Genomic DNA, 22155 nt, shown 5'->3' with positions numbered 1-22155 from the left:
CAACCATGGATCGATATGCGTCTGGCTGCTTTCCAGTTGTAGTTGCAGTGACTTGTATTCGTTTAGGGCGGCGCTAAATGACAATCCACCAATCACCCCACCAAACAGCGTCAAGGTTGGGGCCGCTGCTGAGCGAATCAGAAATCGTGCGGATTCCACGACACTTGGACACTCAGCCCACGATCATTTGGACACTCGTTCCATGCTCACTTGGACATGGGCTATGGGCGTTTCGGGCCATGCTCGCGAGGTCATCCAAAATCGGCGCAGTCAGTGGCGCAAGTGCCTGATGGGTAGCCGCGATATTCTCAGCGGCCAGTGCGGCCATCAGCTCGCCCAAGCGAGTGGTGTTGTTAATGCCCGCATCGAGCGAGGGCGTCCAGGCGCGAAACAGTTGTGTCAGTGCGCCGCCATCGGCTGCCCGCACGTAGTCGGCGTACTGTTCGGCGCCCTGGGCACGAATGCATTGGGCGGTCAGGCAACCAGTGGCCAGTTCGGTTAACCAGTGCCGAGTGTCCAGGTCATAGTAATCGGCAAACCAGGTGCCGCTGACTGAACGTTTGAGATACACGCCTCGGTCGGCAAACAATGCTTTATGGCGTTGTTCGATGTGTTGGAAATGCGCTGGCGCGGTGATGCCGGCGACGCTGGTGTACCTGTGTCACGGGTTCACCCGTGCCGAACGCTCGCGGGCCAATACGTTCCTGATCCTCGGCAACCCCGTGACCATGCTTTGGATGTCGGTGGTATGGGGCTATCTGGTGCAGCAGTTCAGCTGGCGCTGAATGTTCATCATCGAAGGGTTGCCGGCGGTGCTTTGGGCGTTTATCTGGTGGCGTCTGGCCGATGATCGTCCGGCTCAAGCCAAGTGGCTGACCGATCAAAAGAAGCAGGACCTGCAAAGCGCTCTGGCTGCCGAGCAGGTTGGCATCAAAGCGGTGAAGAACTACGCCGAAGCCTTCCGCTCGCCGAAAGTGATCATCCTCGCCTTGCAGTTTTTCTGCCGGAGCATTGGTGTCTACGGTTTTGTGCTTTGGCTGCCGTCGATCCTCAAGGCCGGGGCGCAAATGCACTTGATCGAGGCCGGTTGGCTCTCCGCGCTGCCGTATCTGGCAGCGGTGATCGGCATGTTGCTGGTGTCCTGGGGCTCAGACAAATTGCAGAAGCGCTAACGCTTTGTCTGGCCACCGCTTTTGATTGCTTCCAACAGTTCTGGACCCTAGATAACAGTTAGCTTTTTTTCCATATAATTCAATAGCTTAATGCTTCTAACTATTTTCCATTTATTTTGCGCAGTTCACGTGATTAAGCGGTCGTCCACTCGCGCGGTAAACTCGGGCATTGTTGCTCGCCTGCATGAGCGCACCGAGGTGACGCTGATCGACAGCCTCGACGCCGAGAGTCTGGCATAGCTTCGTCAGCCCCACTTCCGAACTGTTCGATACCTACTGAGGCCCGTGTTCAAAGGGAAGATGTGTGACGTGCTAGCCCTTCGCATCCAGGATACTTAAAGGGCCAGCACTGACCTACTTCCAAGAGTCGTACGGCACACCAAACTTCTCGACATAGGCTTTGGACACATCAGAGAGTGAGTCGTACTCACCGCCAGACTTACCTTCATACGGGCCGCGTGGATCAATCACGGCTTTTACCGTCGTCACCTCGATCGGTGTCATGCAAGGACCGCCTACCCAGACTCTGGCGATTCCTCCGGGGACCAGTCTTATGCCGATTGAATCACGATAACCAGTGATCCATTTCCCATCAAATGCACAGAAAACTTTTTCGCCCTTGCGCATGATCTCCCGAGTCGCCTCGGGGATTTTAATCACCATCAGGTAGGTTTGCGGTTCGGCCAGCGACTGCCAGCGGACATAGATCTGTTGGGGCAAGTCCGCCCCTGTCACACGTTTTCCGCCTCCAGCAGGCCCTCTTTTCGGCCAACCACGTGGATTGCCGGCGTTGTTGGGAGGCGCTTGCATTGACGCGATGCCACTCGCCGCACGTGGAAACACATGGTCCTGAATGTCGACGACATCGGCTGTTTCGATCCAGACCTCCATGTAGTCAGGAGCCGAGAACCCCAGAGTCCATGCTTTGTAAGGCATTGAGCTGCTGCTAGCAAATGTGCAGCCACAGAGCAGAAAAACGACAAGAGCGACGCGTATAAAATTACTCATTCGGATGCACCGTGCGCACAGAGTTTTCGTCTGGTCGATTAATGAAGACGATATTCAGATCGCTATTATTTCGATTTTTAGCGGCGTTCCAGTTATCGGAGATATGAACATTCCGCTGGAATAGCAACTCTCCTCTTGAGAGCTCAGCCCAGACGTTTTGCTTATGCCCTGCGCGTAGGCCATCAATTTTTCCGAGATCGAGATGAGTTCCGCGGGTAGCGCAAGACGGGGTTCGCCTTCGTCAATTTCGCCAAATGGTACGCCATTTGCGGCGGCAAGTTCGCGCATGATTCGATAGTAAACCAAAGACAAATCGCGGCGGCCTTCGCGCTGGCTGCTGACAGCAGCATAAACGTATTTCATATTGGCTCGGTTGCGGTTGTCCTTGTCTGTGGCGCGATATGGCACTTCCCACGTCCAGCTGTGGCAGCAGGCCGATTTCGTTTGCCTGACATTGCCGCTGACCGCTGAAACCGAAGGGCTGATCGGCGCTAAACAATTCGCCCTGATGCGCCCAGGAACCATTTTCATCAACATTTCACCGGGCAAGGTGGTGGACGAGGCGGCGCTGATCCTGGCCTTGCGTGAGGGGCAGATTCGCGCTGCGGGGCTGGATGTGTTCGAGCGCGAGCCGTTGAACGCTGACTCGCCGCTGTTGCAGTTGAACAACGTGGTGGCGATGCCGCACATTGGCTCGGCGACGCATGAGACGCGGGAGGCGATGGCCACGTGCGCGGGAACGATCAGCCTACCGAATCAGGCCCGACGCGACTCCAGAAGGTCCGCCGCACACAACGCAATCCGCTGGCACGCATCCGCCAGCTTCAACTGATTCACCACCAACCCCAGCCGAATATGCCCCGCCGCACTCGGGCCGAACGCTTCACCCGCCAGCACTGACACGCCATAACCTTCCAGCAGCCGCTCGGCAAAACGCTGGGCACACAACCCGGTCTGGCGTACATCGATCATCACGAACATCCCGCCATCGGGCCGGATCGGCCGGATGCCGGGGCAATCACTCAGGCTCTCGCACACCAGGTCGCGACGCTGGCGATACTCCTCGCGCATCTGCGCCACTTCCGGCAGATTCTCATCCAGTGCCAATTGCGCGGCGTTCTGAATGAAATCCGGAATACCAAACAGCATGCATAACGACAGGTGCACCAAGTGTTCGGCCAGGGGTTTTGGCCCGATCACCCAGCCCACGCGCCAACCGCTCATGGCGTGGGATTTTGACAGGCTATTGATGGTCGCGGTGCGCTCGGCCATGCCCGGCAGGCTCGCCGGACTGATGTGTTCGCCTTCGTACAACAGATCGCTGTAGACCTCGTCGCTGATCAGCCACAAGTCGTGACGAACACACAGCGATGCCAATTCTTGCCAGACCATCAGCGGCAAACTGGCGCCGGATGGATTGTTCGGACTGTTGAGCACGATGGCGCGGGTTTTCGGCGTGATCAGCGCTGCGACATCCGCCGGATCGACCCGAAAGCCGTTCTCGGGGCGCACCGCCACCGGCACCACTTTGGCTGCGCAGGCACCGAACACGCCTTCATAGGTCACGTACATCGGCTCGGCGACGATCACTTCATCGCCCGGATCGAGCAGGCATTGCACGACTGAATACACCGCACATTGCGCGCCCGGCAGCACGATCACATGATCGGCATCCACCGCTTGACCACTGCGACGTCGATGGCGGTTGGCAATGCTATCGCGCAACCCCCGACTGCCCCGTACTGGCGGGTAGTGGGTGTCACCGGCCAACAAGCTATCGATGCACGCTTGAACGATGGGCTTGGGGGTATCGAAGTCGGGATCACCGATCGATAGCAGCAGCACATCAACGCCCTGCTCGAGTAATTCCAGTGCTCGGTCATGAATCTGCCAGGCCGCTGCGCCGTCACCGGCAATTCGTTTGGTCAAGGCTGAATAGCGCATGTACTTCTCCAGTCGCGCGGGTTCCAAACCTCAACCCTATCTCAAATCACGAAACGCGCCACCATGGCATTTAAATCCACGGCCAGGCAAGACAGTTCGTGAGTGGCGGCGCTGGTCTGATTGGCGCCAGCGGCAGACTGGGAGGCCAGTATCTACAGGTGATTCGTACGAGCGGCCACTCGCCAAACCCGCGCAACATCACTCGCCCGCTCCCGCAACAACCGCGGTGCCTCGGCACACGCCTGCTCCAGCGTCATCGGTCCACTGGCCAAGGCAAACGCGGCATCGATGCCATGTTCGTACAGCGCCTGATAACCCTCGCCCAGTGTTCCGGCGAGGACGATCACCGGCACGCCGTGCTGGCGAGCAATACGCGCCACACCAAACGGCGTCTTGCCACGTAGGGTCTGAGCATCGAAACGACCTTCACCGGTGATCACCAGATCGGCACCCTTGACCGCATCGTCCAGGCCGACCAGTTCGGCGACCACGTCGACCCCGGCCTTGAACTGCGCGCCCAGAAACGCCTTGGCAGCAAACCCCAGGCCGCCTGCCGCACCGCTACCCGGTTCGTCACGTACATCTTTGTTCAGGACCTGAGCGCACCGTTCGGCAAAGTGCCCGAGCGCACGATCCAGTTGTTGGACTTGCTCGGGTGATGCCCCTTTTTGCGGACCGAAAATCGCTGAAGCACCATGAGGGCCGCACAGTGGATTATTGACGTCGGCGGCGATATCAAATTGCACCTCGGCCAGACGCGGATCAATTTCACTCATATCGATGCGCGCTAGTTGCGCGAGGGCCAAACCGCCCGGTGCCAGTATCTGGCCCTGAGCGTCCAGCAGTTTGACGCCCAAGGCTTGCATTGCACCCGCCCCGCCGTCGTTGGTGGCGCTGCCGCCGATCGCAAGAATGACCCGCCGCGCCCCGGCATCGAGCGCCGCGCGGATTAACTCGCCAGTGCCAAATGTACTGCTGATGCAGGCATCACGCTTGCCCGGCGGAACCTGTTGCAGGCCACTGGCCTCGGCCATTTCGATGATCGCGGTGTGGCTCTGGGGCAGCCAGCCCCAAGCGGCCACAACCGTTGCCCCGAGCGGCCCACGAACAGGGGTCCGGCGCAGTTCGCCCTCAGACGCTGCCAGAATCGACTCAACGGTCCCCTCCCCGCCGTCCGCCATCGGGCATTTGACCAGGATCGCATCCGGCCAAACCTGCGTCCATCCCAGAGCAATGGCATCAGCCACACCCTGGGCACTCAGGCTGTCCTTGAACGAATCGGGGGCGATGACTATTTTCATGCGAATTCTCCTGTTCCAATGCGCTCCATGCTGCCAGCAGGCAAGAACAATAACGCCGGTCCGCTGCACAAGTCGGTGTGGTGTTTATTGTTCATTTCCACAAAGTCCGTGTTTTCAGATCTAGCTACAGCGTTGTGGGCGCGTCAGTTTGCGGGAGGAGTTGGACGCCGAGATAAAGAGCCAGCATCCCGTCCAGACTTAGCGGATCAACACCACTGAGCTCGGCAATCCGTTCCATCCGATAACGCAGGCTATTGCGGTGAATGCCCAGCGCATCAGCACACGCCTGGCTCTGACCATCGTGATCGCACCAGCTGCGCAGGGTCGCCAGCAGTTGACCATTGCCGTCCTTGGCGATGACTTTTCGCAGCGGTTTGAGCAATTCGTCCAGCGCGTCGTCATTGCGGTGACGCCAGAGCATCACCGGTAGCCGATACCGATTGAGCGTCAGCAACCTCGAACGCGGCAACACATCACGTCCATACGCCAGCAAGTCGCCAACACGTCGATAGCAGCAACGCAATCCCGACAGCCCATCGGCCTGCCCGCCCACGGCGATGCGCAGAATGTTCCAGCCGAGGCCGTCGAGTTTTTCCAGCAGTCGCTCATTCTCGATCGCCTGCGCCGCCGGTCGGCACCAGAGTAACGATGGCTTGGCCGAACTCACGCACCAACTGTCCGGGTAACGCGAAGTCAGCCAGGCGCTGAGCGCTTCGACGGTTTGCCCCGGACCGTGTTCCATCCCTAACTCGAACAAATACGGCACCCGCGACAGCTGCGGCTTTAGCCCCAGTTGTTGCGCTTCGTCGATCAACCGCTGCGAATCCCCGGCTTCGCTGAGCAGCAACGCCAGCAGATCGTCGCAACGCTGGCGCCGCCATTGCTGTTCGGTCTGCTGATTGCGCTGGCCGACCAGCATCTCGGCGGTCATCCGCACCAGTTCGGCGTAGGTGCGCAATTGCGCAGGCTCACCGGTGATGCCCAGCACGCCAATCAAACGCTGATCGAGCAACAGCGGCAGGTTGATGCCCGGCTGTACGCCTTTCAAATGAAGCGCCGTTTGGGCGTCGATCTCCACTACCCGACCGTTGGCCAGCACCAGTTGCGCGCCTTCATGCCGGGTGTTGACCCGCTCCGGTTCGCCGCTGCCAAGAATCAGGCCCTGGCTGTCCATGACATTGACGTTGTACGGCAGGATAGCCATCGCCCGGTCGACGATGTCCTGGGCCAGGTCGTGATCGAGTTCGAACATAGCGGGGATCCTTGAAAGCGTGATGGAGCGGATTGTTCACCCGCACAGGCCTTGGTTGCAAACCCCGTGCTCAGGCACAAAGACCATGACCCAAGCAGTGGCCGAAACTCACCGGGCGGTCAACGTTACCCTTGCATCGCAAAAAATCATAATAAAGAGAGCGCCCGCCATGGCACAGAGCCTCGCGGCTAGCCGGGCCATCGTCTCGGGGTGTTCGATATTTCCGTTTGCCCCGCGCCACCATTCTGGTATCTGATTGAGCCTTTCTTACCGGAAAAAGGATTTCGTCATGAGCTACCGCACGCTGGGTCATTCGGGTTTACAAGTGTCGACCCTGACCCTGGGCACCATGATGTTCGGCGAACAGACCAGCACCGAAGATTCCCTGCGGATCATCGACAAGGCCTGGGACCAGGGCATCAATTTCATCGACACCGCGGACGTTTACACCAACGGCCGCTCCGAAGAGATCGTCGGCGAGGCGATTGCCGGCAACCGCCACGAATGGGTGCTGGCGACCAAGGTCGGTTTCGGTCCCGTGGACGGCGTTCCGAACCGCAGCGGCCTGAACCGCAAGCACCTGTTCAATGGCATCGACGCAAGCCTGACGCGCCTGAGCACCGATTATCTCGACATCTATTACCTGCACCGCGAAGACCACAACACACCGCTGGAAGTCACGGTGTCGGCCATCGGCGATTTGATCCGCCAGGGCAAGATTCGCTATTGGGGTTTGTCGAACTACCGCGGCTGGCGCATTGCCGAGGTGATTCGTGTGGCCGACCAATTGGGCGTTGACCGACCGGTGATCAGTCAGCCGCTGTACAACATCGTCAACCGTCAGGCGGAAACCGAGCAGATCACCGCAGCGCAAAACTATGGCCTGGGCGTGGTGCCTTACAGTCCGCTGGCGCGCGGCGTGCTCAGCGGTAAATACGCGCCGGACGTGAAGCCCGACGCCAACAGCCGAGCCGGCCGCGCAGATAAACGCATTCTGGAAACCGAATGGCGCGTCGAGTCCCTGCGCATTGCTCAGCAGATCCAGCAGTACACCCAGGGCCGCGGCGTGGGCATCGTGGAGTTCGCCATCGCCTGGGTGCTGAACAACAGCGCCGTGACCTCGGCCATCGTTGGACCGCGTACCGAAGAACAATGGGATGCCTACACTAAGGCGCAGGCAGTGGAGATTACGGCGGAGGATGAAGCATTTGTTGATTCGCTGGTGACACCGGGGCATGCGTCGACGCCGGGGTTTAATGATGTGAGCCATTTTGTCTCGGGGCGTAAACCGTATTTGGCTTGAGATGATCGTTTGATCGTTTCCACCCTGCGTGGGAACGATCAGGTTCAGTTGATCAATATTCAGTTCGAAAACCACGTATCCTCTGTGCCCGCTCCACGTTCAACTTCGCGAGGACAGTTTGTCTAAAGGTATCGTTCTATCGGTTTCGGCCTCGGTGCTGTTTGCCGTCATGTATTACTACACGTCGTTGCTCACACCTTTGAGCGGCGTGGAAATCTTCGGTTGGCGAATGCTGCTGACCCTGCCATGCATGACCGTGTTCATGGTGGTCTCCAATGAGTGGAAACGTGTGGCCGCCCTTTCTCGGCGTCTGGCTGACCAACCGAAATTGCTCGCTGGCCTGATCCTTTCCGCGACGCTGCTTGGCCTGCAACTCTGGCTGTTCATGTGGGCGCCGCTCAACGGTTATAGCCTCGACGTGTCCCTGGGCTACTTCCTGTTGCCGCTGTCTATGGTGCTGACCGGGCGGTTTGCCTATGGCGAGCGACTGTCTTACCTGCAAAAGGTTGCCGTATTTTTTGCTTCCCTCGGCGTGCTCAACGAGCTGTATCAAGTCGGCGGTTTTTCCTGGGCAACCTTACTGGTCGTCATCGGTTATCCGCTCTACTTCATCCTGCGCAAGCGACTAGGGACCGACAACCTCGGCGGTTTGTGGATGGACATGGCCTTGATGTTGCCCGTGGCGTTCTGGTTCGTTCAGGGCGGTGATCAGGGTTTCGCCGTGTTCGATCAATACCCATGGCTATCGCTGCTGATCCCCGTACTGGGCGTGATCAGTGCTTCGGCGCTGGTGGCTTACATCATCGCCAGCCGACTGCTGCCGTTCAGCCTGTTCGGGTTGTTGAGTTATGTCGAGCCGGTGCTGTTGCTCGGCGTCGCGTTGCTGCTGGGGGAAAGCATCAAGCCCGGTGAGTGGCTGACCTACATCCCTATTTGGTTGGCGGTGGTGGTGCTGGTGTTCGAAGGGTTTAAACATCTGGTCCGGCAACGCAGACCTTAAGGCTGCGCAAAACAATGTGGGAGCAAGCTCGCTCCCACAGTTTTACAGCGGTAGCGGTTTAGTCGGTGGAGAGCACGCCACGACGAACCTGGTCGCGCTCGATGGATTCGAACAACGCCTTGAAGTTACCTTCGCCGAAACCATCGTCGCCTTTACGCTGGATGAATTCGAAGAACACCGGGCCCATCAGGGTTTCCGAGAAGATCTGCAACAGCAGACGCCTGCCGCCCGAGTCGGACGAACCATCCAGCAGAATGCCGCGCGACTGCAGTTGATCAACCGGCTCACCGTGGTTCGGCAAACGACCTTCGAGCATCTCGTAATAGGTTTCCGGCGGTGCAGTCATAAAGCGCATGCCGATGCTTTTCAGGTGATCCCAGGTCTTGATCAGGTCATCGCTGAGGAAGGCAACGTGCTGGATGCCCTCGCCGTTGAACTGCATCAGAAACTCTTCGATCTGCCCGGCGCCTTTGGACGACTCTTCGTTCAGCGGGATGCGGATCATGCCGTCCGGCGCGGTCATGGCCTTGGAGGTCAGACCGGTGTATTCGCCCTTGATGTCGAAGTAACGGATCTCGCGGAAGTTAAACAGCTTCTCGTAGAAGTTGGCCCAGTAGGCCATGCGACCGCGATACACGTTGTGGGTCAGGTGGTCGATGATTTTCAGGCCAGCCCCGACCGGGTTGCGGTCAACGCCTTCGATAAATACGAAGTCGATGTCGTAGATCGAGCTGCCTTCGCCAAAACGGTCGATCAGGTACAGCGGCGCGCCGCCGATGCCTTTGATCGCTGGCAGGTTCAGTTCCATCGGGCCGGTTTCGATGTGAATCGGCTGGGCACCCAGTTCCAGGGCCCGGGCAAACGCCTGCTGGGCATTCTTGACGCGGAATGCCATGCCGCACACCGACGGACCGTGCTCGGCCGCGAAGTACGAAGCGACGCTGTGGGGTTCGTTGTTGAGGATCAGGTTGATCTGGCCCTGGCGATACAGGTGCACGTCTTTGGAGCGATGGGTCGCGACCTTGGTGAAGCCCATGATCTCGAAGATCGGCTCGAGAGTGTTCGGGGTCGGCGATGCGAGCTCGATGAATTCAAAGCCCATCAGGCCCATTGGGTTTTCGTATAAATCTGCCATGGTTGGCGCCTCATCATTTTCTTGTCAATTAACGAATCGTTAGTTGCTAGCAATGCTGAGACCGGCGGGTGGCGCGCAGGAGATGCCCCGCACGCTGCGGGCGAGGAAGTCACCGTAGATCAATTGAAACCCAAAACTCTTCATTGTCGACCCAAGGCTCTTGTGGGCGAGGCTTCTGCTGCCAGAAGACGATTATTCTTATATGCGTAACCCGATTCTACACAGCGTAAATAGGTTTGTCCGCCTTCTGTATCAAATCCCCTTTTCCCCTGCCCGCGCAAGGGCTTTGTTGCACAGGAAAATCCCCGCGAGGATCAGCCCTCCTCCCAGGCACTTCGCCAGGGTCAACTGCTCGCCTAACAACAGCGCACCGAGGATCACCACAGTCAGCGGGTTCAGGGCGACGAACACGCCTGAACGCGCCGCGCCGATTTTGCGAATGCCGTCGTAATAGCCGATATAGGCCAGCGCCGAACCCAATACGCCCAGGTACATCAGGCTCATCCATTGCTTTGGTCAGAGGCCAGCGAGTGCAGTAACACTTAACTCACCGCGAATAAGCGCCCCAGCCAAACACACAGCCAGGCAAACCGGGGCATCCGAAAGTTGTTAGTCAATTCGAATTGATGCTCGACAACACTGCCCAAGCAGCTCAGGAGCTGCTGCCGCTGGCTGGCCAAAAACTGCAATGATGTCAAACCGCCCCACGGCGTGAACTTCTTGCAAGGTTATCTGTTCGGTCGGCCAATGCCCGGCGCAGATTTCATGAACGCATTAAGTCACCATTAACTAACGACGCTAAACGACGAGGCAAGGAGGTCGTGCCCCCATTTGAATCAAAAAATGACTGTTGTTACATGAAGAAAAAGACATGATTTACTCTTGGTCAATTAACTACTACAATTTTTCATGCCTGCGCTAGATTGGCAGGTGAGCCATTATCACCGAGTCGCTTCAAGGCGCTTGGCTTATAGCTTTGTTTGCGGTTGGTATCAGCCAAACACACTATTGGAGTAAAGATATTGTCCAGACTCGCTGAATTTCGCGCAGCTGAAAAAGCCCTTCAAGAGCAGCTCAAGCAGCTGGAAACCCTGAAGAATGATGCCGGGCTCAAGAAAGAAATCGAATTCGAAGAAAAGCTCCAGGGGCTGATGAAAACCTACGGCAAGAGCCTGCGCGACATCATCGCCATTCTCGATCCGAACCCGGCAAAGTCCGGCCTGCAACAGGCAACAGCGCCTAAAACCCGCCGCGCTCGCGTGGTCAAGGTTTATCATAACCCGCACACCGGTGAACTGATTGAAACCAAGGGTGGCAACCACCGCGGCCTGAAAACGTGGAAGGAACAATACGGTGCAGCTACCGTTGATTCCTGGCTGCGTGGCTAAGCACTCACGGTGACAAAAAAAGCCCTGCCAATGCAGGGCTTTTTCATGGATGCCTTCTAAATGCAGCGATTGGCGTCGATTAACTCGCTACTTGCCGAGTAACTTTATGCTTAATCCCTTTGGTATCTAAAAATTTCCGAATGCGCTGAAACCGGCAGCCATTGAAATCTTTAACTAAAGTTTCAAGCTATTACGGGCAGCCTCTATTTCATCCTGACTTGCCTTATAAACCTCAGCCTGCCCCGCGTAGGAAAGAACATAGGCCTTATCGCCATCCACGGCGGCAACCAATGTTTGAGAGAGCACATGCCTTCCGTTCTGCGTGATCGTGCAGGTAGTTTCCAGCGCCGATAAACGGCTCAAGGTCGCCGGGTGAATCTTGTTGCAGACACTTTGATAACCGCCTTGAAAGAAGTCCTTCTGCACCGACTTGCGCATCTCCAGCAACACGCCTTGCAGGTTCACCTGATGATCACTTTCCACCTGAGTCATGGTCAACTCCATCACCATCATCGGCGTGCCGTCCTGATCGTTTTTCACCGCACGCTGGCGAGACACTTGGGCGCTGGCGTCATCTTGCAGGACTGCTTCGACCTCCCAGCCGTTGGGCCAGGTCATGATTGGCTCGCCTGCATCAGCGCTGTTAACACCTGAAAGCACGCAGATCAGGATAATCATCGATTTACACAAACGAATCATTGCAATGAACACTCACGGATTGAACCGTAAAGTCTGAGCCTCGCCCGCCTGTCAGGCAATAGCCGACGCATTGGGTTTGGTGATGTCAGAGCCCTTGCGTATCATTGTCGCCATTCGTTAGCCCCACTTATCTTCCGGAGGGCCCATGAGCCTGCACGAATTGAACACCTTCCCAGGCGTGACTGCCCAGCCTGACACCGCCACCCAGAAATTCGTCTTCAACCACACCATGCTGCGGGTCAAGGACATCACTAGATCCCTGGATTTCTACACGCGTATTTTGGGTTTCTCGCTGGTGGAAAAGCGCGACTTCCCGGAAGCCGAGTTCAGCCTTTACTTCCTGGCGCTGGTCGATAAAAACCAGATCCCGGCCGACGCTGCTGCCCGCACTGAATGGATGAAGTCAATCCCCGGCATTCTCGAACTGACCCATAACCACGGCACCGAGAACGATGCGGATTTCGCTTACCACAACGGCAACACCGACCCGCGCGGTTTTGGCCACATCTGCATCTCGGTGCCGGACATCGTCGCTGCGTGCGAGCGCTTCGAAGCGCTGGGCTGCGACTTCCAGAAACGCCTGAATGACGGCCGCATGAAGAGCCTGGCCTTTATCAAAGACCCGGATGCGTACTGGGTTGAGATCATCCAGCCTGCACCGCTGTAAAAACGACCCGTTTCAGGCACAAAAAAACCCATGATCGCTCATGGGTTTTTTGTGTTTTCAGCGGCGGGTTTTAGGCCGGAGCCGAGGTGCGGATCAAGTGATCGAATGCGCTCAAGGAAGCCTTGGCGCCCTCGCCCACCGCAATCACAATCTGCTTGTACGGCACAGTCGTCACGTCACCGGCAGCGAACACTCCCGGCATTGACGTTTCACCACGGGCATCGACGATGATCTCACCGCGAGGCGACAACTCGATGGTGCCTTTGAGCCAATCGGTGTTGGGCAGCAAACCGATCTGCACGAAAATCCCTTCCAGCTCGACGGTACGTAACTCGTCCGACTGACGATCCTTGTAACGCAAGCCGTTGACCTTCTGGCCGTCACCCAGCACTTCAGTGGTTTGCGCACTGGTGATCACGGTGACGTTCGGCAGGCTGTGCAACTTGCGCTGCAAAACCGCATCGGCACGCAGCTGCACATCGAACTCCAGCAGTGTTACGTGGGACACAATGCCCGCCAGGTCGATGGCCGCTTCAACGCCGGAGTTACCGCCACCAATCACCGCCACGCGCTTGCCTTTGAACAGCGGACCGTCGCAGTGCGGGCAGTACGCCACACCTTTGTTGCGGTATTGTTGCTCACCCGGGACGTTCATTTCACGCCACCGCGCACCGGTCGCCAGAATCACAGCTTTGGCTTTCAGGGTCGCGCCGCTGGCGAAGTGGACTTCGTGCAACTCGCCGTTCTTGCCCGGCACCAACTTGTCGGCGCGCTGCAGATTCATGATGTCGACGTCGTATTGTTTGACGTGCTCTTCCAGTGCCACTGCCAGTTTCGGTCCTTCGGTCTCCTGCACGGAGATGAAGTTCTCGATGGCCATGGTGTCAAGTACCTGGCCGCCAAAACGTTCAGCCGCGACACCGGTACGAATGCCTTTGCGGGCAGCATAGATCGCGGCCGAAGCACCGGCCGGGCCACCGCCGATGACCAGTACGTCGAAGGCCTCTTTGGCGCTGATCTTCTCGGCCTGACGCTCGATACCGCCGGTGTCGATCTTGGCGAGGATTTCTTCAAGGCCCATACGACCCTGACCGAAGTTCACGCCGTTCAAGTAAACGCTTGGCACGGCCATGATTTGACGGTCATCGACTTCGGCCTGGAACAGAGCGCCGTCAATGGCGACGTGGCGGATGTTCGGGTTGAGCACGGCCATCAGATTCAATGCCTGAACCACGTCCGGGCAGTTCTGGCAGGACAGCGAGAAGTAAGTCTCGAAGTTGAACTCGCCTTTGAGCGAGCGGATCTGTTCGATCACTTCAACGCTGGCCTTCGAAGGGTGACCGCCAACTTGTAGCAGGGCCAGCACCAGGGATGTGAATTCGTGGCCCATCGGGATGCCGGCGAAACGCAGGCTGATATCGGCACCCGGGCGGTTGATCGAAAACGATGGTTTACGCGCATCTTCACCGTTGTCGAGCAAGGTAATTTGGCTGGAAAGACTGGCAACATCTTTGAGCAATGCGAGCATTTCCTGGGATTTCGCACCGTCGTCGAGGGATACAATGATCTCGATCGGCTGGGTGACCCGTTCCAGGTACGACTTCAACTGGGCTTTAAGATTGGCGTCCAACATACGGGCGATTTCCTTTTTGAATTCGTAAAAAAACGCCCGAGCGAATCTCGCCCGGGCGTTTTTGAGGGCGGTTGCAGCTTACTTAGGTGCGCAAACCCACCCTGATGATGCGATCCACAGACTTAGATCTTGCCGACCAGGTCCAGGGACGGAGCCAGAGTGGACTCGCCTTCTTTCCACTTGGCCGGGCAAACCTCGCCTGGGTGAGCAGCGACGTACTGTGCAGCCTTGATTTTGCGCAGCAACTCGGAAGCGTCACGACCCACACCGCCGTCGTTCAGTTCGACGATTTTGATCTGGCCTTCAGGGTTGATCACGAAGGTGCCACGGTCAGCCAGACCTGCTTCTTCGATCAGTACGTCGAAGTTGCGGGAGATGGCGTGAGTCGGGTCGCCAATCATGGTGTACTGGATTTTGCCGATGGCTGGCGAAGTGTTGTGCCAGGCAGCGTGAGCAAAGTGGGTATCGGTTGAAACGCTGTAGATCTCGACGCCCAGCTTCTGAAACGCGCCGTAGTTGTCAGCCAGGTCTTCCAGTTCGGTCGGGCAGACGAAGGTGAAGTCGGCAGGGTAGAAGAACACGACAGACCACTTGCCTTTCAGGTCAGCGTCCGACACTTTTACGAAGTCGCCATTCTTGAAGGCGTCAGCTTTGAACGGTTTAACTTGGCTGTTGATGATAGGCATCGATGACTCTCCGTCAGGATTAAAAAGTTTGGTTGAGAAGTTGATGGAGTGAATCCTACCGACTCGATTGCCGGATGGCTCATTGGCAAAGCTCATGCTGCTCATTGGTTTTCGCTATTAGCTGAACGTATTAATAGAAGAAAACTTACTTAGCAGCGCCAATGGTTTTTTCCGCGAGCGGTGTCATCCCGAGAAACGGGCTGGCTTCAACATAGCGCATGGCGGACTTCATATCCTTCCAACCCACGTAACTCATCAACGACTTCAAGTCCCACCCGCTCTGATGGGCCCAGGTGGCAAAGCCGCGCCGCAAGGAGTGACTGGTGTAGTGCTCGGCCGGAATGCCGGCGCGCTCCAGCGCTTGGCGCAGTAAAGGGATCACGCTGTTGGCGTGCAGCCCCTCCTCGCTCAGATGACCCCAACGGTCGATGCCCCGGAATACCGGCCCACGGACCAGCGCGGCTTCGGTAATCCAGTCGATGTACGCCTGCACCGGGCACAGGTGCTGCAACGCTGGCGTCTGGTAAGTCTTGCCGAGGTTTTCGCGGTCACTCTTGGTTCGCGGCAAATAGAGCGTAATGCCTGAGCCGGCCGCCGCTTGCACGTGCTCAATTTGCAACCGGCACAACTCGTCGCTACGAAAACCGCGCCAGAAGCCCAACAGGATCAACGCTCTGTCGCGCCTGGCCCGCAACAGGGCCGGTTGATCGTGTTCGGATTTTGCGGTTTGCGCTTCTTGCTCCAGCCAGGCAACCACTTGCTCCAGATGTTGAAGCTGTAAAGGCTCGGCCTGTTTTTCTTGAGCCGGGTGCAGCGCGCGAATGCCCTTGAAGACCTTGCGCACCACCGGCGCCTTGGTGGGATCAGGAAAACCCTGACTGTTGTGCCATTGCGCCAGCGCTGACAAACGCAACTTCAAGGTATTGATCGACAGCACACCCGCCTGAGCGACGAGGTAGCGCGCCACGCTGTCGCTGGTCGCCGGTAGAAAGCCGCCCCAAATGACTTCGAAATGCTCGATAGCCGCCCGGTAGCTGCGACGGGTGTTATCGCGGGTGGCCGCTTGCAGGTAACGATCCAACTCAGTCATGGGCTCAACTCTCTAAAACGTACCGCTTTGGCGGGTGAGATCGCGCCACAGGGCTCATCACACGGGGTAATACCAGTATATCCCGCATGACTAAGTATCGCATTTTAAGTTTTTGTTTAGCGTGGTACATTGTGTACCTAAGTGGCATGTACCACAGTACGAAATCGTAGGAGAACTCATGGCTCGTGGCGGTGTAAATAAAGCAGTGGTCCAGGCAGCACGCTTGGCAATTTTGGCTCGCGGCGAAAACCCCAGCATTGATGCGGTACGGATCGAAATGGGCAACACGGGCTCGAAAACCACGATTCATCGCTACTTGAAGGAGCTGGATGACGGGCCCGTGCGCGCCGAAGTGCTGCCAGAACCCATTGACGACGAGTTGGCGGGGCTGGTCTCACGACTGGCACAAAGACTCAAGGAGCAGGCTCAGCAGCCCATCGATCGGGCCCGCGAGCAATTCGACCAGCAAAAAAAACAGCTGGATACGCAGTTGCATGAAACCCAACAAGCCAACACGCAACTGCAGCAGCAGTACGAGATTCAAAGCCTGGCACTGACTCAAGAGTCCGAGGCTCTGCAAGTAACCCTCGCCATGCTGCAGACCGAACAAACCCGTAACGCCGGGCTGAACCAGGCGCTGGCCGATTTCGAATTACGCTTGCAAGACAAGGATGAGCAGATTCGCTCACTGGAAGAAAAGCACCTGCACGCTCGCGATGCCCTGGAACACTATCGCAACGCTGTAAAAGAACAGCGCGAGCAGGAACAACGCCGCCACGAAAGTCAGGTGCAGCAGATTCAGATGGAGCTGCGCCAGGCCCAGCAAAGCGCATTGGTGCGTCAGGATGAGATCACGCAACTGCACCGTGACAACGAGCGCTTGTTAACGGAGAACCGTGGCACTCTGAGAGAGTTGAGCCTGCTGCAGGATCAACTCAAGCAAACCAACGCTCGACAGGATCAACTACTGGAACAGGTCAACCGTATTGACAGCGAACGCACCCTCCTCCAGGAAAGCTTGCGCGCTGCCCTGCTGGAAAACCAGTCGCTGAAACAGAGCATCGATGAGCTGTCGCAGATAAACAAAGCGCTGGAAATTGAGCGGCTCAAGACTCAGGCGAGCCTCGATGAGAGCCTGCGCCTGGCGGCCGTCATTGCGACAGCGCCAGACGCATCAGAGCCCGGAAAGAACGATTAATCCGCTACAGGCGTGCGCATGGTGACAAACTCTTCGGCGGCAGTTGGGTGCACGCCGATGGTTTCATCGAAATCGCGCTTGGTGGCACCCGCTTTCAGGGCGATCGCCAAGCCCTGCACAATTTCCCCGGCCTCCGGACCGACCATGTGACAACCCAGAACCTTGTCGGTCTTGGCGTCCACCACCAGTTTCATCAGGGTGCGCTCCTGGCATTCGGTCAGGGTCAGCTTCATTGGGCGGAAGCGGCTTTCGAAGATCGCCACATCGTGACCGGCCGCCCGTGCCTCTTCCTCAGTGAAACCGACCGTGCCGATGTTCGGCAAGCTGAATACTGCGGTCGGGATCATCTTGTAATCGACCGGGCGATACTGCTCAGGCTTGAACAGACGTCGCGCCACGGCCATGCCTTCCGCCAACGCCACCGGCGTCAACTGAATCCGACCGATCACATCGCCAAGCGCCAGGATCGACGGCTCAGCAGTCTGATACTGCTCGTCGACCTCGACGAAACCTTTCTTGTCGAGTTTGACGTCGGTGTTTTCCAGCCCAAGATTGTCGAGCATCGGACGTCGACCGGTGGCGTAGAACACACAATCCGCTTCCAGCTCACGACCGTCCTTGAGGGCCACCTTCAGGCTGCCATCGGGCTGCTTGTCGATACGTTCGATGTCGGCGTTGAATTGCAGGTCCACGCCGCGCTTCGTCAGCTCTTCCTGCAGGTGTTTGCGCACCGCACCGTCGAAGCCGCGCAGGAACAACTCTCCGCGATAAAGCAACGTGGTGTCAGCGCCCAGACCGTGGAAGATCCCGGCGAATTCAACGGCGATGTAACCACCCCCTACGACCAGAACTCGCTTGGGCAGTTCTTTGAGGAAGAACACCTGATTGGAACTGATTGCATGTTCGTGCCCCGGAATTTCCGGAATATGTGGCCATCCACCAGTAGCAATCAGTATGTTTTTGGCGGTGTAGCGCTCGCCATTGATCTCGACCTGGTGCGGATCAACGATTTTGGCGTGACCTTCATGCAAGGTCACGCCACTGCTAACCAGCAGATTGCGATAGATACCGTTCAGGCGATTGATCTCGCGATCCTTGTTGGCGATCAGCGTCGCCCAATCGAACTTCGCTTCGCCCAGCGTCCAGCCAAAACCTTGCGACTGCTCGAAGTCTTCAGCGAAGTGCGCGCCGTAGACCAGCAGCTTCTTCGGCACACAGCCGACATTCACACAGGTACCACCCAGGTATCGGCTCTCGGCCACCGCTACTTTCGCGCCGAAACCGGCGGCAAAACGCGCAGCCCGCACACCGCCGGAACCGGCGCCAATCACATAAAGGTCAAAATCGTAGGCCATTTTCAATCTCCTCGGCAGTCCACAAGCATACCCGCAGACATCCGTTGGGCAAGCGCTGCAAACGATATGGGGACGGAAAATGAAAAAGCCACCCGAAGGTGGCTTTCAATACAAGTGGGGCAGGCGCTATCAGTAGGCTTTGCCAGTCTTGTAGAAGTTTTCGAAGCAGAAGTTAGTGGCCTCGATGTAGCCTTCAGCGCCACCGCAGTCAAAACGCTTGCCCTTGAACTTGTAGGCAATCACGCAACCGTTTTTCGCCTGCTTCATCAGGGCGTCGGTGATTTGAATCTCGCCGCCTTTGCCTGGATCGGTTTGTTTGATCAGCTCGAAAATATCTGGCGTCAGGATGTAACGACCGATGATCGCCAGGTTCGACGGTGCGTCTTCCGGGGCTGGTTTTTCGACCATGTTGCGAACGCGGTACAAATCATCAGCGATCAGCTCGCCGGAGATCACACCGTACTTGTTGGTTTCCTGCGGATCCACTTCCTGGATCGCAACGATGGTGCAACGGTACTGCTCGTACAGCTTGACCATCTGGGTCAGGACGCCGTCGCCTTCGAGGTTGACGCACAAGTCGTCCGCCAGCACTACCGCGAACGGTTCGTCACCGATCAGTGGGCGACCAGTCAGGATCGCGTGGCCCAAGCCTTTCATTTCGGTCTGACGGGTGTAGGAGAACGAGCACTCGTCCAACAGCTTGCGGATACCGACCAGGTATTTTTCCTTGTCGGTGCCCTTGATCTGGTTTTCCAGCTCATAACTGATGTCAAAGTGGTCTTCCAGTGCGCGTTTGCCGCGACCGGTGACGATGGAGATTTCGGTCAACCCAGCGTCCAATGCTTCTTCGACGCCGTACTGGATCAGTGGCTTGTTTACCACCGGCAGCATTTCTTTGGGCATGGCTTTAGTCGCTGGCAGGAAGCGAGTACCGTAACCGGCTGCTGGGAACAAGCATTTCTTGATCATATAAGTCCTTGATAGGGCTGTGTGTACGAGTTTCGGCGCAGTCTAATCAGGCGGCGTGCACCTTACAATGCTCCGCGCTGGCTAACCGATGCCATCATAGAGAAATATTCTCGCGGATAGTTCCCGATATAGCTCCGCGCCTTTATAGATAGCACAGACCGCCAGATCTGCACGTCCGCGAATCGCTCCACCGTACACCATCAGCCCCCGCTGAGTTCATTTGGCGCTATCATTGCGTGATTGAACCAGTCAACGAGGCAGATAGATGTCGGAAGCAAAAAGCGTCAACGGGTACCTGATCAATCAGGCAAAAGACGGCCTGTGGTGGGTAGACAGCGCAGGCGGCGAAAATATCGCCGGGCCTTTCCCTACCGAAGCGTCGGCGATTGAAGTGGCGTCCGTATTGCAACTTGAACACCCAACCGTCAAACGCCGCGGCAAAGACAAGACTTGATCTGAACCCGATCTTGACTAAGCCCTGCCTTGCGCAGGGCTTTTTTGTGATTGCCTGCAACCAAGTGGCCATTCGCTATAACCTTTTGATACCAGCGCTGTCACAGGCTCAGACCTTTCACTCTGATGACGACAACAACATGAATAAATTTTTGCCACTGATCGCGGCACTGAGCATGAGCGGCTGCGCCACTTCCGAAACGACCTACCTGAATAACGGCGAGCAAGGCCTGGCCATCGACTGCTCCGGGGAAGCCAATTCCTGGGCGACTTGCTACGAAAAAGCCGATGCCTCTTGCGCCGGCACCGGCTATCGAATCGTCGGTACCGACAAAACGCCTTCGACCAGGGAAAGCGACAAGACCCTGGGTGTCAACGTCGGCAACTACAAGAACCGCAACGTCGTAGTGGTCTGCAAGTAAGGCGCCCTGCCCTACATGTGAATTTCGGCGAATTTGATCCCAAGGCCGCGCACCGTCTCGATCAATTCATCGAGGCTACTGAAGGATTCGACTTCATCGTTTTCATCCACCAGAAAATAGCTGCGCCCGGCGCTTTTCTTGAAAAACACGATCCATTCTCCCGGATTCGCCGGATTCTGAATCACGTGGGTGGCAGAGATGTGACCCTCTGCATGGCGCTCCCTTACCTGCTCTCGCTTCATGCTCGACTCCAGAAATGACAATGCCGCCAAAGCGCTGCTTTGGCGGCATCGGTGCTGACGCGCGACAGTCTATCAGCCGGAAATGCACGCAGTAGCAGCATTGCGTACATCCATGGGGCGCAACGGCACATTGGAGATACGCTCATGCAACTTGATGCTGCTGCCAGTGGAGCGGTCTTCGATATCAAATACCGCGGCCGGCCCCGAGGAGAACTTCTGCGGCACGATGACTCGCACACCGTCCTTGTGCGGCTCGACTTGCAAGGCTCCCCGGCTGCTGGCGAGTTTCTCGGTCAAGCATTGCGCGTACTCATGAGGCTTCTTGCCTGAAATCACGTTCATGGTCGGCAGCGACTCATTGATCTCCGAGACACTCGCACAACCACTCATCGCTATCGCCACAGGCAGGAACAGCACACCCCAGTTCATACAACACCTCCGATAAAGACATTCCGACAGTACAAATGCTGTTTTTCTCCGAGGCTTGATGCGTTTATCGCTCATAAAATTCCGTAGAACTGTTTTTAATTGCCAACGCAGACCTCGACGACCGGATAATAACCCGTTCGGGCTGATAAACTGCGCCAATCGCACATGCTATCGTTTTGATTTTGTAGAAAAAGCCCTTCTGGAGGCGCCCCATGAAATTTATCCACCAGCGCGAGCACCTCAACGAAGACGACATCGTCGTCATTCAATGCTCCCAAACATGCAATATCCGCTTGATGAACGACGCCAATTTCCGCAGCTTCAAGAATGGCGGTCGCCACACTTACCATGGTGGCGCATTCGACACTTTCCCTGCCCGGATTACTGCACCGAGCACCGGTTTCTGGAACATCACCATCGACACGGTCAACCGTCGGCCGATCAGCGTAACTCGCATACCGACCCTGACTCACACCATCAAGATCATCCGCCGCTCCAGCACGAAACTGAGCTGAGCGACACCCAAACACGAAGACAAGCAGGTATCACCGTGGCCCAAACGACCAAGTACGTCATCAAATACAAACTCAATGGTGAGCGTCGCTTCGAATTTGCCCAACTTGAAAACGGCACCGAAGCAGAAGCCAAGGCCGCGCTCGATGCTCTTCATGGTTCGAGCGAAGACGTCATCAGCGAAATAAGCGTCAGCAAAGCGTTGTAACGGGATCCGGAGCGACAACATGGACGTCTGCTCCCGCCTCTGGAACTCAACCGCAAGCGCCGGAATGTTAACCAAATCCCCGCTCCCT

At 57.0% G+C, this 22155-nt stretch carries 24 protein-coding genes and 4 pseudogenes; 12 read left to right on the top strand and 16 right to left on the bottom strand.

Annotated elements, in window-relative coordinates:
* Positions 1-172: 172 nt before the first annotated feature.
* Positions 173-571, bottom strand: a complete 399-nt coding sequence (locus ACXPVS_RS11470; protein ID WP_458510026.1) for a hypothetical protein — start codon at positions 569-571, stop codon at positions 173-175.
* Between the two features lie 58 nt (positions 572-629).
* On the opposite strand from ACXPVS_RS11470, the pseudogene ACXPVS_RS11465 reads away from it, so the two are divergent.
* Positions 630-1169, top strand: a pseudogene (locus ACXPVS_RS11465) (MFS transporter); the annotation flags it as partial.
* 357 nt (positions 1170-1526) lie between these two features.
* On the opposite strand, the gene ACXPVS_RS11460 reads toward ACXPVS_RS11465, so the two are convergent.
* Together ACXPVS_RS11460 and ACXPVS_RS11455 are read right to left on the bottom strand one after the other, a co-directional pair.
* The gene (locus ACXPVS_RS11460; RefSeq protein WP_458510025.1) at positions 1527-2180 is read right to left on the bottom strand and encodes a DUF2931 family protein; all 654 of its coding nucleotides are present in this window, start codon (positions 2178-2180) and stop codon (positions 1527-1529) included.
* A 54-nt stretch (positions 2181-2234) separates the two neighbouring features.
* On the bottom strand, positions 2235-2543 hold the full coding sequence (locus ACXPVS_RS11455; RefSeq protein WP_458510024.1) for a hypothetical protein: 309 nt from the start codon (positions 2541-2543) through the stop codon (positions 2235-2237).
* A gap of 58 nt (positions 2544-2601) precedes the next feature.
* Between ACXPVS_RS11455 and ACXPVS_RS11450 the strand changes: the two are divergent.
* Positions 2602-2916: pseudogene (locus tag ACXPVS_RS11450) on the top strand (NAD(P)-dependent oxidoreductase); the annotation flags it as partial.
* A 20-nt stretch (positions 2917-2936) separates the two neighbouring features.
* Here the strand turns inward: ACXPVS_RS11450 and ACXPVS_RS11445 are convergent.
* From ACXPVS_RS11445 to ACXPVS_RS11435, 3 genes are all read right to left on the bottom strand, one after another.
* Positions 2937-4124: a pyridoxal phosphate-dependent aminotransferase gene (locus ACXPVS_RS11445; RefSeq protein WP_458510023.1), complete on the bottom strand. Its 1188-nt coding sequence runs from the start codon at positions 4122-4124 to the stop codon at positions 2937-2939.
* A gap of 152 nt (positions 4125-4276) precedes the next feature.
* The gene (locus ACXPVS_RS11440) at positions 4277-5425 is read right to left on the bottom strand and encodes a glycerate kinase (protein ID WP_458510022.1); all 1149 of its coding nucleotides are present in this window, start codon (positions 5423-5425) and stop codon (positions 4277-4279) included.
* Between the two features lie 124 nt (positions 5426-5549).
* A complete protein-coding gene (locus ACXPVS_RS11435; protein WP_458510021.1) occupies positions 5550-6677 on the bottom strand; it encodes a sugar diacid recognition domain-containing protein in 1128 nt (375 codons plus the stop codon).
* Between the two features lie 289 nt (positions 6678-6966).
* Here ACXPVS_RS11435 and ACXPVS_RS11430 point away from each other — a divergent pair, with 289 nt between their 5' ends.
* On the top strand, positions 6967-7980 hold the full coding sequence (locus tag ACXPVS_RS11430) for an aldo/keto reductase (protein ID WP_458510020.1): 1014 nt from the start codon (positions 6967-6969) through the stop codon (positions 7978-7980).
* 118 nt (positions 7981-8098) lie between these two features.
* The gene (gene rarD / locus ACXPVS_RS11425; protein WP_458510019.1) at positions 8099-8980 is read left to right on the top strand and encodes an EamA family transporter RarD; all 882 of its coding nucleotides are present in this window, start codon (positions 8099-8101) and stop codon (positions 8978-8980) included.
* A gap of 58 nt (positions 8981-9038) precedes the next feature.
* Here rarD and hppD read toward each other — a convergent pair whose 3' ends face one another.
* Both hppD and ACXPVS_RS11415 read right to left on the bottom strand, forming a co-directional pair.
* Positions 9039-10115, bottom strand: coding sequence for a 4-hydroxyphenylpyruvate dioxygenase (gene hppD / locus ACXPVS_RS11420; RefSeq protein ID WP_458510018.1), 1077 nt, complete (start codon positions 10113-10115; stop codon positions 9039-9041).
* A 252-nt stretch (positions 10116-10367) separates the two neighbouring features.
* Positions 10368-10673 (bottom strand): annotated as a pseudogene (locus ACXPVS_RS11415) (EamA family transporter); the annotation flags it as partial.
* 44 nt (positions 10674-10717) lie between these two features.
* Here ACXPVS_RS11415 and ACXPVS_RS11410 point away from each other — a divergent pair.
* Both ACXPVS_RS11410 and ACXPVS_RS11405 read left to right on the top strand, forming a co-directional pair.
* A pseudogene (locus ACXPVS_RS11410) lies at positions 10718-10864 on the top strand (CSS-motif domain-containing protein); the annotation flags it as partial.
* A 273-nt stretch (positions 10865-11137) separates the two neighbouring features.
* Positions 11138-11503, top strand: coding sequence for a histone-like nucleoid-structuring protein, MvaT/MvaU family (locus ACXPVS_RS11405; RefSeq protein WP_458510017.1), 366 nt, complete (start codon positions 11138-11140; stop codon positions 11501-11503).
* Between the two features lie 174 nt (positions 11504-11677).
* Here the strand turns inward: ACXPVS_RS11405 and ACXPVS_RS11400 are convergent, their stop codons facing one another.
* A complete protein-coding gene (locus tag ACXPVS_RS11400; RefSeq protein ID WP_458510128.1) occupies positions 11678-12202 on the bottom strand; it encodes a DUF4946 domain-containing protein in 525 nt (174 codons plus the stop codon).
* Between the two features lie 145 nt (positions 12203-12347).
* Between ACXPVS_RS11400 and gloA the strand changes: the two genes are divergently transcribed.
* Positions 12348-12869 carry a lactoylglutathione lyase gene (gene gloA / locus ACXPVS_RS11395; protein WP_458510016.1) on the top strand — a complete coding sequence of 174 codons (522 nt, stop codon included), beginning with the start codon at positions 12348-12350 and terminating at the stop codon, positions 12867-12869.
* A 70-nt stretch (positions 12870-12939) separates the two neighbouring features.
* Here the strand turns inward: gloA and ahpF are convergent, their stop codons facing one another.
* The 3 genes from ahpF to ACXPVS_RS11380 all read right to left on the bottom strand — a co-directional run bounded on the left by ahpF (position 12940) and on the right by ACXPVS_RS11380 (position 16278).
* The gene (gene ahpF, locus ACXPVS_RS11390; protein ID WP_458510015.1) at positions 12940-14502 is read right to left on the bottom strand and encodes an alkyl hydroperoxide reductase subunit F; all 1563 of its coding nucleotides are present in this window, start codon (positions 14500-14502) and stop codon (positions 12940-12942) included.
* Between the two features lie 122 nt (positions 14503-14624).
* Complete coding sequence (gene ahpC, locus ACXPVS_RS11385) at positions 14625-15188, bottom strand: alkyl hydroperoxide reductase subunit C (RefSeq protein ID WP_458510014.1); 564 nt, start codon at positions 15186-15188, stop codon at positions 14625-14627.
* Between the two features lie 145 nt (positions 15189-15333).
* Positions 15334-16278 (bottom strand): site-specific integrase, encoded by a 945-nt coding sequence (locus ACXPVS_RS11380; protein ID WP_458510013.1) that lies wholly within the window; start codon positions 16276-16278, stop codon positions 15334-15336.
* Between the two features lie 178 nt (positions 16279-16456).
* On the opposite strand from ACXPVS_RS11380, the gene ACXPVS_RS11375 reads away from it, so the two are divergent.
* Positions 16457-17476: a DNA-binding protein gene (locus ACXPVS_RS11375; RefSeq protein ID WP_458510012.1), complete on the top strand. Its 1020-nt coding sequence runs from the start codon at positions 16457-16459 to the stop codon at positions 17474-17476.
* Here the strand turns inward: ACXPVS_RS11375 and gorA are convergent.
* Entirely contained in the window at positions 17473-18831 is a 1359-nt protein-coding gene (gene gorA, locus ACXPVS_RS11370) for a glutathione-disulfide reductase (RefSeq protein ID WP_458510011.1), read from the bottom strand. The two genes, ACXPVS_RS11375 and gorA, sit on opposite strands and share 4 nt — an antisense overlap.
* A 129-nt stretch (positions 18832-18960) precedes the next feature.
* Positions 18961-19800 (bottom strand): UTP--glucose-1-phosphate uridylyltransferase GalU, encoded by an 840-nt coding sequence (gene galU, locus ACXPVS_RS11365; RefSeq protein ID WP_458510010.1) that lies wholly within the window; start codon positions 19798-19800, stop codon positions 18961-18963.
* 265 nt (positions 19801-20065) lie between these two features.
* Between galU and ACXPVS_RS11360 the strand changes: the two genes are divergently transcribed.
* Together ACXPVS_RS11360 and ACXPVS_RS11355 are read left to right on the top strand one after the other, a co-directional pair.
* A complete protein-coding gene (locus ACXPVS_RS11360) occupies positions 20066-20254 on the top strand; it encodes a hypothetical protein (RefSeq protein WP_458510009.1) in 189 nt (62 codons plus the stop codon).
* 139 nt (positions 20255-20393) lie between these two features.
* Positions 20394-20675 (top strand): hypothetical protein, encoded by a 282-nt coding sequence (locus ACXPVS_RS11355; protein WP_458510008.1) that lies wholly within the window; start codon positions 20394-20396, stop codon positions 20673-20675.
* A gap of 11 nt (positions 20676-20686) precedes the next feature.
* Here ACXPVS_RS11355 and ACXPVS_RS11350 read toward each other — a convergent pair whose 3' ends face one another.
* Together ACXPVS_RS11350 and ACXPVS_RS11345 are read right to left on the bottom strand one after the other, a co-directional pair.
* Positions 20687-20917 (bottom strand): hypothetical protein, encoded by a 231-nt coding sequence (locus tag ACXPVS_RS11350; RefSeq protein WP_008155098.1) that lies wholly within the window; start codon positions 20915-20917, stop codon positions 20687-20689.
* Between the two features lie 72 nt (positions 20918-20989).
* Positions 20990-21346, bottom strand: a complete 357-nt coding sequence (locus ACXPVS_RS11345) for a hypothetical protein (RefSeq protein WP_458510007.1) — start codon at positions 21344-21346, stop codon at positions 20990-20992.
* Positions 21347-21558: 212 nt separating this feature from the next.
* Here ACXPVS_RS11345 and ACXPVS_RS11340 point away from each other — a divergent pair, with 212 nt between their 5' ends.
* On the top strand, positions 21559-21861 hold the full coding sequence (locus ACXPVS_RS11340; RefSeq protein WP_309675837.1) for a DUF1883 domain-containing protein: 303 nt from the start codon (positions 21559-21561) through the stop codon (positions 21859-21861).
* 35 nt (positions 21862-21896) lie between these two features.
* Positions 21897-22067, top strand: coding sequence for a hypothetical protein (locus ACXPVS_RS11335; protein WP_458510006.1), 171 nt, complete (start codon positions 21897-21899; stop codon positions 22065-22067).
* The last annotated feature ends 88 nt before the right edge of the window (positions 22068-22155 follow it).

The sequence above is a fragment of the Pseudomonas sp. Ma2-10 genome, from assembly GCF_054330215.1.
Note: the sequence above shows the minus strand (reverse complement) of the source record. Positions and strands in the feature narration are given on the sequence as shown.

Bases quoted from the DNA above. Each gene is read 5' to 3' on its own strand.
- ACXPVS_RS11380 (WP_458510013.1), bottom strand. From the start codon at position 16,278: ATGACTGAGTTGGATCGTTACCTGCAAGCGGCCACCCGCGATAACACC.
- ACXPVS_RS11360 (WP_458510009.1), top strand. From the start codon at position 20,066: ATGTCGGAAGCAAAAAGCGTCAACGGGTACCTGATCAATCAGGCAAAA.
- galU (WP_458510010.1), bottom strand. From the start codon at position 19,800: ATGATCAAGAAATGCTTGTTCCCAGCAGCCGGTTACGGTACTCGCTTC.
- ACXPVS_RS11345 (WP_458510007.1), bottom strand. From the start codon at position 21,346: ATGAACTGGGGTGTGCTGTTCCTGCCTGTGGCGATAGCGATGAGTGGT.
- ahpC (WP_458510014.1), bottom strand. From the start codon at position 15,188: ATGCCTATCATCAACAGCCAAGTTAAACCGTTCAAAGCTGACGCCTTC.
- ACXPVS_RS11355 (WP_458510008.1), top strand. From the start codon at position 20,394: ATGAATAAATTTTTGCCACTGATCGCGGCACTGAGCATGAGCGGCTGC.
- ACXPVS_RS11340 (WP_309675837.1), top strand. From the start codon at position 21,559: ATGAAATTTATCCACCAGCGCGAGCACCTCAACGAAGACGACATCGTC.
- ACXPVS_RS11445 (WP_458510023.1), bottom strand. From the start codon at position 4,124: ATGCGCTATTCAGCCTTGACCAAACGAATTGCCGGTGACGGCGCAGCG.
- ACXPVS_RS11440 (WP_458510022.1), bottom strand. From the start codon at position 5,425: ATGAAAATAGTCATCGCCCCCGATTCGTTCAAGGACAGCCTGAGTGCC.
- ACXPVS_RS11455 (WP_458510024.1), bottom strand. From the start codon at position 2,543: ATGAAATACGTTTATGCTGCTGTCAGCAGCCAGCGCGAAGGCCGCCGC.
- gloA (WP_458510016.1), top strand. From the start codon at position 12,348: ATGAGCCTGCACGAATTGAACACCTTCCCAGGCGTGACTGCCCAGCCT.
- ACXPVS_RS11460 (WP_458510025.1), bottom strand. From the start codon at position 2,180: ATGAGTAATTTTATACGCGTCGCTCTTGTCGTTTTTCTGCTCTGTGGC.
- hppD (WP_458510018.1), bottom strand. From the start codon at position 10,115: ATGGCAGATTTATACGAAAACCCAATGGGCCTGATGGGCTTTGAATTC.
- ACXPVS_RS11350 (WP_008155098.1), bottom strand. From the start codon at position 20,917: ATGAAGCGAGAGCAGGTAAGGGAGCGCCATGCAGAGGGTCACATCTCT.
- ACXPVS_RS11375 (WP_458510012.1), top strand. From the start codon at position 16,457: ATGGCTCGTGGCGGTGTAAATAAAGCAGTGGTCCAGGCAGCACGCTTG.
- ACXPVS_RS11430 (WP_458510020.1), top strand. From the start codon at position 6,967: ATGAGCTACCGCACGCTGGGTCATTCGGGTTTACAAGTGTCGACCCTG.
- ACXPVS_RS11400 (WP_458510128.1), bottom strand. From the start codon at position 12,202: ATGATTCGTTTGTGTAAATCGATGATTATCCTGATCTGCGTGCTTTCA.
- ACXPVS_RS11435 (WP_458510021.1), bottom strand. From the start codon at position 6,677: ATGTTCGAACTCGATCACGACCTGGCCCAGGACATCGTCGACCGGGCG.
- gorA (WP_458510011.1), bottom strand. From the start codon at position 18,831: ATGGCCTACGATTTTGACCTTTATGTGATTGGCGCCGGTTCCGGCGGT.
- ahpF (WP_458510015.1), bottom strand. From the start codon at position 14,502: ATGTTGGACGCCAATCTTAAAGCCCAGTTGAAGTCGTACCTGGAACGG.